Below are 10,443 nucleotides of genomic sequence, written 5' to 3' on the forward strand. Positions count from 1 at the left end.
AATCATGTCTTGGCAAAATGAAGTTAAAACCGCTTTAGAAAACAATCAATACGATATTGTTAGTCAGTTTTACGAAGAACTGATAGAAAGAGAAACCACAGAAATTAGTTATTATTGGTATTTAGGATTATCCTATCTTTTGCAGGCAAAAGAAGAACAAGCACAAGCTACTTGGTTATTTGTCTTCACTCAAGGAGATGAACAGGAAACTGATTCATGGATGCTAGAATTAAGCAATATTTTAACTACCGAAGCTAACCGACAATTAGAGTTAGAAAATCTAGAAATCAGTTGGTTAATTCGTAAACATCTACAGGAAATTAATCCTAGTTATCTCGATAATTTACTGCATTTAACCCTCGTTGAAATTAAATTAAATAGATTTGATCCTCAACAACTGCAAGAATGGCAAATACTAGAATTAATTACCCAGGGTTTAGTTAACTCTCAATTATTGGAACGGGTAGTAATTGCCGTTATACCTTACGCTCATGAATATACCATAGAATTAGTTCGGTTAAGTTTACCCTATCTTGGCAATTCTCCAGAATTACTTAATCACGTCATCACTGTCACCCGACACTTTGCTTTTGAGAAATATCAACCTACTTATTCCGTTGACTTAGCGGAAGCTTTTCTTCCCCTTTATGCAGAAAATTGGTACTTAGCAGTTAATTTATTTTGGTTTTATGTTGCTGTACCTGACTATGAAAAAGCAATAAGTTTAGTCAATAAGTTGAAAGAAAAAAGTCAAACAATTGATTTAAAAATGTTTAGTCAATCGCTCCTCTTTAGCGGTTCTTTACGAGCCTCAAAATGGAATGATATTCCTAGTATTTGTCAAGATTATAAACACTTAATTCAAGAATTTCTAAAAGAAAAGACTAAAGATATACATCCCTTAGTTCGGGGAGCTTTACTAACAGTCATGAACCCGATTTCTTACTATGAAGATAACCCGAAAGAGAATCGACCGCTTTTAAGTCAGATTGGTAGTTTTTTTCAAGAAACCTACAAAGAAATGCTGGGTTTTCAGGAGGAAAGTTTTGAAAAACCTAGAGAATATAATCCTGATAAAAAACTTAAAATTGGTTACATTGCCCAAACCTTAAAACGTCATCCCGTGGGTTTATTGAGTCGTTGGACTATTAATTATCACAATCGTGAACAGTTTGATATTCACCTTTATATGGTGAATCAACCTGTGGATGAAATAACGAAACAATGGTTTTCTAATCCCGCAGATAAAATCTATCATGCTACTGCTGATTCCCTAGCAACCTACCGCAAAATTAAAGAAGATAACATCGATATTCTTGTGGACTTAGATAGTGGTACTGGACCAATGGTTGTCCAAGTTATTGCCTTAAAACCTGCTCCTATTCAAGTTAACTGGTTAGGTTTTGATGGTTCTGGTTTACCCGCAGTAGATTATCTTTTAGCGGATCCTTATGTATTGCCAGAAAATGCCCAAGAATATTATCAAGAAAAAATCTGGTGTTTACCTCATGCTTTTGTCGCTGTGGATGGTTTTGAAATAGCCGTTCCTACCCTGCGAAGAGAAGATTTAGGTATTAATAACGATGCGGTTATTTACCTAAGTTCTCAAACTGCAATTAAGCGTAATCCTGCGATGATTCGCTTACAAATGCAAATCATTAAATCTGTACCTAATAGTTATTTCCTGATTCAAGGAGTTGCTGATGATAATTCCCTCTGGGATTTATTCTGTCAAATTGCCGCAGAAGTTGGGGTAGAAACTAATCGAATTAAGATGCTTCCTCTCTATCAGACGGAAACCTACAGGGCAAATTTAGCCATCGCTGATGTGGTTTTGGACACCTATCCCTTTAATGGTGGTACAACCACCTTAGAAACCCTCTGGATGGGAATTCCTCTCGTGGTTAAAGTGGGGCAACAATGGTCATCCCGTAACGGTTATACTTTAATGATGAATGCGGGAATAACTGAGGGTATAGCTTGGAGTGATGAAGAATATGTGCAGTGGGGAATTAAGTTAGGATTGGATAAACATTTAAGAGAAGAAGTCCGTTGGAAACTCCGAAAGTCTCGTCATACATCTCCCCTCTGGAATGCCAAACAATTTACCAGAGATTTAGAAAATGCTTATCGGCAAATGTGGAATATTTATTGTCAATCTTAGCGGATAAAAACTATGCAATGGCATCAAGACATACAAACCCATTTAAATGACAACAATTATCAAAGAGTAGTGCAGTTTTATGAACAATTAATTGAAACCAATTCTCTGGTGATTGAGGATTATTTTTATCTAGGATTAGCCTATCTTTTACAAGATAGAGAAGAAGACGCACAAGCTACTTGGTTACTGGTGTTGAGTCAAGCAGCCGAATCAGAATTATCGGGGTGGATAGAAACTTTAACTCAAATCTTAGATGCAGAGGCAACCAGACAAGAAAATTCCCAAAGATTAGAGACAAGTTATCTAATTCGATTGCAGCTACAAAATCTTAATCCTAGTTTTTTAAATAATCTCCTGCATCTGATGGAATTAGAAATACAATTCCAAATTTTTGCGATGGAAAAGTTCAATGATTGGTGTGTATTTGAACTGTTAGAAAATACAGCTACAGCAGCAATTAATCTTGATTTACTGCTGCGAGTGACGGAAAAGGTTTTAATCTACCCCTGTACTGATACCATCCACTTTTTAGAATTAGCAGCCTTACATATCAATAATCCAGAAATAATTGCGGACAAAGTTATCTCAGCAATTGTCAATTATGCTTATCAACAAAAGCAAAGTGTATTTGCCATTAATTTAGTAGAACTTTGTTTGCGCTTTCTACCAGAGGATTTATACCTACAAAATAGTTTGTTTAATCTTTATAAAACCACCACTGTTGACTATAAAAAATCTCTAGAAATTGCCGATAATTTTTATAAAAGTTGCCAGACAACTACTGAAAAGCTCTTGGGAATTTCTCTAGTGATTGGTATTTTACAAGCTAAGGGAGACTGGGGAAATTTACCTAAATTTATCGATGAATTAATACAATTAATCGAGGGACAAATTAATGCTAAACAATTTAATGCACTTCCCTTTATTATCGACTCTATTTTGGGAGTTACTAGCTGTCTTCCCTACTATCAAGATAATCCCAAAATTAATCGCTATTTACAAAGTAACCCAGCGGAAATTTTTCAAGCAGATGTAAGAACCCGCTATAAATATATTGCTCCTGTTTCTTCTCCAAAATCTCCAGCAAGAAAAATAAAAATTGGTTATATTGCCCATACTCTCCGTCGTCATTCTGTGGGTTGGTTAAGTCGCTGGTTATTTCACTATCATAATCGAGATAAATTTGAAATTTACACCTATTTTGTCAACCAAGCAGCAGAGGAAATTACTCAAAAATGGTTTAAAAATAACTCAGATTATAGCTATAACTTGCCAGCAAAAATTTAACAAATAACTGTCCAAATTCGTCAAGACAAATTAGATATTTTAGTGGATCTTGATAGCTTAACCAATAATACAACTTATCTAGTAATGGCCTTAAAACCCGCACCGATACAAGTAACTTGGTTAGGATTAGATGCCGCTGGAATCCCTGCTATTGATTATTTTATTGCCGATAACTACGTTTTACCCAAAAATGCTGAAGAAATTTATTCAGAAAAAATTATCCGACTTCCTAACTCTTATTTATCCGTGGATGGTTTTGAAGTGGGTGTTCCCACTAGGAGAAGAACTGATTTAAATATTCCCGATGATGCTATTATTTATCTGACCGTGCAATCGGGATTAAAACGCACCTTAAACATGATTTGTCTGCAATTGCAGATTCTTCAACAGGTTCCTAATAGCTATCTTTTAATCAAAGGTTTTGCCGACAAAGAAACCATTCGAGAATTATTTCTCAAAAGTGTCGACGAATTGGGAATTAGTCAAGATAGATTAAGATTTTTGCCCAATGATTTCAATGAGGAAACCCATCGCGCTAATCTAGGAATTGCTGATATAGTTCTCGATACCTATCCCTATAGTGGTGCTACCACAACCCTAGAAACCCTCTGGATGGGGATTCCTTTAGTCACTAGGGTTGGTGAACAATTTGCAGCCCGTAATAGCTATACTTTTATGAAAAATGCTGGCATTAGTCAGGGTATAGCTTGGAATGATGAGGAATATGTGCAGTGGGGAATTAAGTTAGGATTAGATCAAAATTTAAGGGAAGAAATCCGTTATCAATTACGTCAATCTCGTCATATATCTACCCTCTGGAATGCCAAAAAATTTACCATAGATATGGAAAAAGCCTACGAACAAATTTGGCAAAATCATCACGATGATTAGGTGATTTATAAGTTAACAAATTTATCGGTAGCCTCAATTAAAGCACTACGAATTCCCACTTCTGTCATCGAATGTCCCGCATCGGGAACAATGATAAATTCCGCTTCCGGCCAAGCTTGATGTAATTCCCAAGCAGAAATCATCGGACAAACAATATCATAACGTCCTTGCACGATAACCGCGGGAATATGGCGGATTTTATCAACATTTTCGATCAGTTGGTTATCCGTCTCTAAAAAACCCTTATTGACAAAATAATGGCATTCAATGCGTGCAAAAGCTTCGGCAAAATTATCCTGACCGAATCTCTCGATTAAATTGTCTGCGGGAATTAATTTGCTGGTACTTCCCTCCCAAATTGACCAAGCTTTGGCAGCTTCTAGACGGATTTGGGGGTTATCGCTAGTCAGGCGCCGATAATAAGCGGCCAGCAAATCACCCCTTTCTTCTGGGGGAATAGGTGCTAAATAATTCTGCCAAATATCGGGAAAAATATAACTGGTTCCCTCTTGATAAAACCATTTTAATTCTTTTTCTCGCAGTAGAAAAATCCCGCGCAAAATTAAGCCTAAACAGCGTTCGGGATGGGTTTGACTGTAGGCTAAAGATAGGGTACTTCCCCAACTACCGCCAAAAACTACCCAGCGATCAATTTTTAATAATTCTCGTAGTTTTTCGATATCTGCCACTAACAACCAAGTGTTATTTTCTCTTAACTCAGCGTGAGGGGTACTTTTACCGCAACCCCGTTGATCAAAAAGGACAATTCTCCATTTCTGCGGATCGAAATACTGACGATAAATCCCTTCAATACCACCTCCGGGCCCGCCATGGAGAAATACTACCGGTTTACCCTGGGGATTGCCCACTTCTTCATAATAAATTGTGTGGAGAGCCGATACTTTTAAGTAACCAGTACAATAGGGATCGATCGCCGGATATAATTCTCTAGTCATATTTACAGCCTTTCTCATCAAGATGAAGTCTAACCTAATTTGCCATCTCCCCACACCCCTATACTTTTTAAACAGGAGAGCTAGTTTGACTCCCTTGGTCCCACTGGTGTTAGGCCCAGAGAGACCCTAATAGCTAAAGAAACTGCACGATTAGATACCAAAGTCTCTCACAGATAGAAGATAATCAATATTTATCAGTATTGGAAGCCTTCAGCATGGTTCATTTAACGCCCAATCCTAGCTATAGTCTAAGTCTCAAGATAGAAATCCCCAATCAAGCGGGAACCTTCGCTTCTGTCCTCAATGCGATCGCCGATGTGGGGGGGAATTTAGGGCAAATTTCTCTGATCGAACGCAATTTAAAGATTAGCACCCGCGAGATTATGGTTGATGCCGCTAGTACCGACCAAGCGGAACAGATTATCGCTGCGGTTAAAGCTCTACCAGATGTTAAACTTCTGAAAGTTTCCGATCGCACCTTCGATCTCCATCGTCGGGGTAAAATCTCCATTGAGAGTCGTATTCCCCTCACCTCCCAAGATGACCTGGCCATGGCCTACACCCCCGGAGTTGGTCGCATCTGCACCGCTATCGCTCACCAACCCGAACTGGTGTACTCATTGACCATCAAGGGCAACACCGTCGCTGTAGTGACCGATGGTAGCGCGGTATTAGGATTAGGAAATCTCGGGCCAGAGGCTGCCTTGCCAGTCATGGAAGGGAAAGCGATGTTATTCAAGGAATTCGCCGGAATTGATGCTTTTCCCATCTGTTTAGCCACCCAGGACCCCGAAGAAATCATCGCAACCGTCAAAAGAATCGCTCCGGTTTTTGGGGGTATTAACCTAGAGGATATCGGCGCTCCCCGCTGTTTTGAAATCGAGAAACGTCTGCGAGCGGAATTAAATATTCCCGTTTTCCACGATGATCAACACGGTACAGCGATCGTTTCCCTGGCTGCCCTGATTAATGCCCTCAAATTTGTCAAAAAATCGCTTGATACAGTCAAAATCGTCATTAATGGTGCAGGTGCGGCGGGAATCGCCATCGCTACTCTCTTTAAAACCGCAGGAGCCACAGATATAATCCTCTGTGATTCCCTTGGTATCCTCTCCCAAAACCGGGACGATTTAACCCCAGAAAAACAAGCTTGGGCCGTGGCTGCCAGTGGTAAGCTAGGGGATGCTCTCAAAGGTGCTGATGTCTTCTTGGGGGTGAGCGCACCGGGGGTATTGACTCCCGAAATGGTTAAGGGAATGGCTAAAAATGCGATCGTCTTTGCCATGGCTAATCCGATTCCCGAAATTCAACCGGAATTAATCAATGATTTGGTGGCCGTGGTGGCTACCGGACGCAGCGATTATCCCAATCAGATTAACAATGTTCTCGCTTTCCCCGGATTATTTCGCGGGGCCCTGGACTGTCGCGCTAGGGCAATCACCGATAATATGTATCTGGAAGCGGCCAAAGCGATCGCTTCTTTGATCACTCCTGCTAATCTTGATCGAGAGAATATTATTCCCTCGGTTTTTGATGGTCGTGTAGTTACGGCTGTGGCCGCCGCCGTTCAACAGGCTGCTCGTCAAGATGGAGTGGCCGGGGAATAATGTAATTATCGTGCAGGAGGGCAAGTAAACCGTGAAACCGATCGATGATATTCCCGAAGCTTTGCGGGACAGCCAGTACAGAAAAACTACTAATCCTAATGGTCTCATAACGATCGCAAGCGGTTTACTTGCTCTGGTGGGAACCGGCATAATTGCCATAGCAGTCTTGAATCGTCCCCCTGCTTCCGTAAAAAAACCGGTTATTAACCCCTCCCCCCTGATTAAAGCCACTCCTAGCCCGATTGAGAACATTCTAGGTCATTTACCCTATCAAGAGGCCCCGGAGACGGAATTAGCCCCTATTACTGGGGATGGTGCTATGCGTTTAAGGAAACCGGCAGCCAAGGCTTTTATCCAGATGCAGAGTGACGCGAGAAGGTCGGGGGTGATTTTAATGCCGATTTCCGCATTTCGATCAAAAGCAACCCAAGAAAAGCTCTTTTTTGAAGTTAAAAAACAACGCAATCAGCAAACCCGCAAACGAGCAGAAGTGAGCGCACCTCCGGGTTACAGCGAACATCATACTGGTTATGCGATCGATATTGGCGATGGTCGCGCTCCCGCAACGAATTTAAGTAGCAGTTTTGCTAATACTGCCGCTTTTCGTTGGTTGCAAAATAACGCTGCCCAGTATAGTTTCGAGTTATCTTTCCCTGAAAATAATCCCCAGGGTATTAATTATGAACCCTGGCACTGGCGTTTTGTCGGGGATAGTCACAGTTTAGAAACTTTTTATAAAGCCCAACAATTAGGAAAACAAAAATAAGATAACCTTATCGGCAATTGCGTCCTGTAGGGGCGAAGCATTCGGACAATAACCTATCGCTGAAACCAGAGATTTTCTATCCGAATGCTTCGCCCCTACTTTTTCAACTTTTTAGAAAAGCCAACAATTAGGAAAACAAAAATAGGATAACCTTATCGGCGATCAATGGCATTTTCTGGAATTAATTACTAAAATAGGATTATATTGTATTGTGAGTGTTTCTAATATGTCCAAGCCAGTAGAATACTTAACAAATGAGCAAGGGGAACGAGTTGGGGTTTTATTAGACTGGAACACCTATTCTCGATTTGCCAATTCATTAGGACTCGATGAAGATTGTTTGATTGGTTTGAGTGTGGATGAATTAAAAGCGCTGGCAAGTTGTCAATTGTTCCTCGTAGAGCAAACCCGTTTAGATGATTTAGTGACGAGAAATGCAGAATCTTTACTCTGCGCTGATGAAGTAGCTGAGTTAGATGAGTTGTTGGCAAAAACAGATCAATTAACAATTCTTAAAACTCGTGCCAGATATACGCTAAAGTGCTTGGAACAAGGTACGACGGCAGCGTGAGTGTTTATATTCGGATGGGGTTTTCCCGGTCTGACAGGAGAGAGGGATGCAGAAACTCCGATTCTATCTTGTAGGTCATGAACAAATCTTCTTAGCCTACAATTAAAATATTAAAAGCGTTAATCAGGGTTTCTTCTCGAACTAACAGACAGCATCAATGATTGACTGGACTCCCTATCTCAAATCAATCTCGGACTCGGAAAAGTACGCCCAGTGGGAGACATTTTACACCCTCACGGACGTAGAGGGAAAAACACGCCCGTCGAAAACTGCACCTTTAATGGATTTGCAGGTGCAGACGATTGAAAAAGAACCACAAAACCCACAAGAAAGAGCAGAAAGACCAGAAAAACCCGAAAAAGTTTTAAAACTTTTACGCGAATATGCGACTAATCACGTTCTTTTAAAAGGTCGTCCCGGTTCAGGAAAATCGACCGCTTTAGCCAGATTATTATTAGAAGAATCCGTAGGGGCGCAAAGCTTGCGCCTAAATCAACAAAATCAAGCTAAAATCATTCAAATTCCCATTCTCATCGAATTACGCTTGTATGAAACCTCAATTCTTGATTTAATTTTACAATTCCTGAAACGCCATAAATTAATTATTGATAGTAATACCCTAGAAAGTTGGCTGTTAGAAAATCAGAATTTTAGCCCATTATTATTATTTGATGGTATCAATGAATTGCCCTCAGATACTGCACGACAGAATTTAAAAAACTTTCGCCAGCAGTATGCAGAAATTTCGATGATTTTCACCACAAGGGATTTAGGCAGCGACGACTTAAACATTGAAAAAAAGCTGGAAATGCTTCCCCTGACTGAACCACAGATGCGGTATTTTGTCAAGACCTATTTGCCTGAAAAAGGCGAAGAAATGCTTAAACAGTTGGGAAATCGTCTCAAGGAATTGGGAGAAACTCCCCTACTTTTGTGGATGCTTTGTTCAGTTTTTGATAATAATGAAAACAAAATTCCTGCTAATTTAGGCTTAGTTTTCCAGATTTTTACAGGAATTTATGACAAGAAATTAAAAGCAGATGTTCCTACTTACCAAGAATCGCGCGATTGGTGGCGAGAATTGCTGCAAGTGTTAGCTTGGAAAATGACCCAAGGGGAGTCAAAAACCGAGATTCAGGTGGCTATTTCCCGAACAGAAGCAGAGGAAGAATTAAGCAAATTTATCAAAAATAAAGGATTCCCAGAATATTACAGTAAGCAGTGGTTAAAGGATTTACTGAAATATCATCTAATTCACCTAGAAGGTAATGATAAAATTGCTTTTCGCCATCAACTGATTCAAGAATATTACACGGCTGAGGAATTAAAGAAAAAGTTACCCCATCTCAGGGATGAGCAGTTAAAGTGGGACTATTTAAATTATCTCAAATGGACGGAACCTATGGCGTTGCTGTTGGGGTTATTGGATAATGAAACCCAAGCAAAACGGGTGGTTAAATTAGGTTTAGAGATTGATTTAAAATTAGGAGCGAGGTTCGCAGGAGAAGTCAACTTTAAGTTTCAAAAGCAGACAGTGGGGTTAGTGCTTGGGTTGGATGTACCGAAACAGTTTAAGGTGGAGTTATTGGGATTAACAAAGTCTAATCAAGTTGTTAATGAGTTACTTAAGGCTTTAAAAGACTCTGATTGGGGTGTTCGTAGGAGAGCAGCCGAGGCTTTGGCTGAGATTGGCTCAGAAACAGCTATTCCGGGGTTACTCAAGGCTTTAGAAGACTCTAATAGCGATGTTCGTGAGAACGCAGCCTTCGCTTTGGGTGAAATTGGCTCAGAAACAGCCATTCCGGGATTACTCAAGGCTTTAGAACACTCTAATTGGTCTGTTAGTGAGAACGCAGCCTTCGCTTTGGGTGAAATTGGCTCAGAAACAGCCATTCCGGGATTACTCAAGGCTTTAGAAGACTCTGATGATGATGTTCGTAGGAAGGCAGCCGAGACTTTAGGTAAAATTGGCTCAGAAACAGCCACTGCGGGGTTACTCAAGGCTTTAAAAGATTCTGATAAAGATGTTCGTAGCAACGCAGTCGTGGCTTTGGGTAAAATTCGCTCAGAAACAGCCATTGCGGGGTTACTCAAGGCTTTAGAAGACTCTGATGATGATGTTCGTAGGAAGGCAGCCGAGACTTTAGGTAAAATTGGCTCAGAAACAGCCATTCCGGGATTACTCAAGGCTTTAGAAGACT

6 protein-coding genes and 1 pseudogene are annotated in these 10,443 nt (G+C 40.2%); 6 read left to right on the forward strand and 1 reads right to left on the reverse strand.

The annotated features are described in order from the left end of the window. The first annotated feature begins 4 nt into the window (after positions 1-4). On the forward strand, positions 5-2,164 hold the full coding sequence (locus IM496_RS09495; protein WP_194015348.1) for an O-linked N-acetylglucosamine transferase, SPINDLY family protein: 2,160 nt from the start codon (positions 5-7) through the stop codon (positions 2,162-2,164). 12 nt (positions 2,165-2,176) lie between these two features. Then, positions 2,177-4,342 (forward strand): annotated as a pseudogene (locus IM496_RS22375) (O-linked N-acetylglucosamine transferase, SPINDLY family protein). Between the two features lie 5 nt (positions 4,343-4,347). Here the strand turns inward: IM496_RS22375 and pip are convergent. After that, complete coding sequence (pip, locus tag IM496_RS09510; protein ID WP_002782674.1) at positions 4,348-5,298, reverse strand: prolyl aminopeptidase; 951 nt, start codon at positions 5,296-5,298, stop codon at positions 4,348-4,350. A gap of 215 nt (positions 5,299-5,513) precedes the next feature. Between pip and IM496_RS09515 the strand changes: the two genes are divergently transcribed. The 4 genes from IM496_RS09515 to IM496_RS09530 form a co-directional block, all read left to right on the forward strand. Continuing rightward, complete coding sequence (locus tag IM496_RS09515) at positions 5,514-6,905, forward strand: NAD-dependent malic enzyme (RefSeq protein ID WP_287661810.1); 1,392 nt, start codon at positions 5,514-5,516, stop codon at positions 6,903-6,905. A 31-nt stretch (positions 6,906-6,936) separates the two neighbouring features. Next, the gene (locus IM496_RS09520; RefSeq protein ID WP_287661811.1) at positions 6,937-7,671 is read left to right on the forward strand and encodes a M15 family metallopeptidase; all 735 of its coding nucleotides are present in this window, start codon (positions 6,937-6,939) and stop codon (positions 7,669-7,671) included. 226 nt (positions 7,672-7,897) lie between these two features. Further along, positions 7,898-8,242: a hypothetical protein gene (locus IM496_RS09525; protein ID WP_194015356.1), complete on the forward strand. Its 345-nt coding sequence runs from the start codon at positions 7,898-7,900 to the stop codon at positions 8,240-8,242. Positions 8,243-8,399: 157 nt separating this feature from the next. Then, on the forward strand, positions 8,400-10,443 hold a 2,044-nt coding region (locus IM496_RS09530), incomplete at its 3' end, for a HEAT repeat domain-containing protein (protein WP_287661812.1).

It is taken from the genome of Microcystis sp. M049S2 (assembly GCF_020245625.1).
GTDB lineage: Bacteria > Cyanobacteriota > Cyanobacteriia > Cyanobacteriales > Microcystaceae > Microcystis > Microcystis ichthyoblabe_A.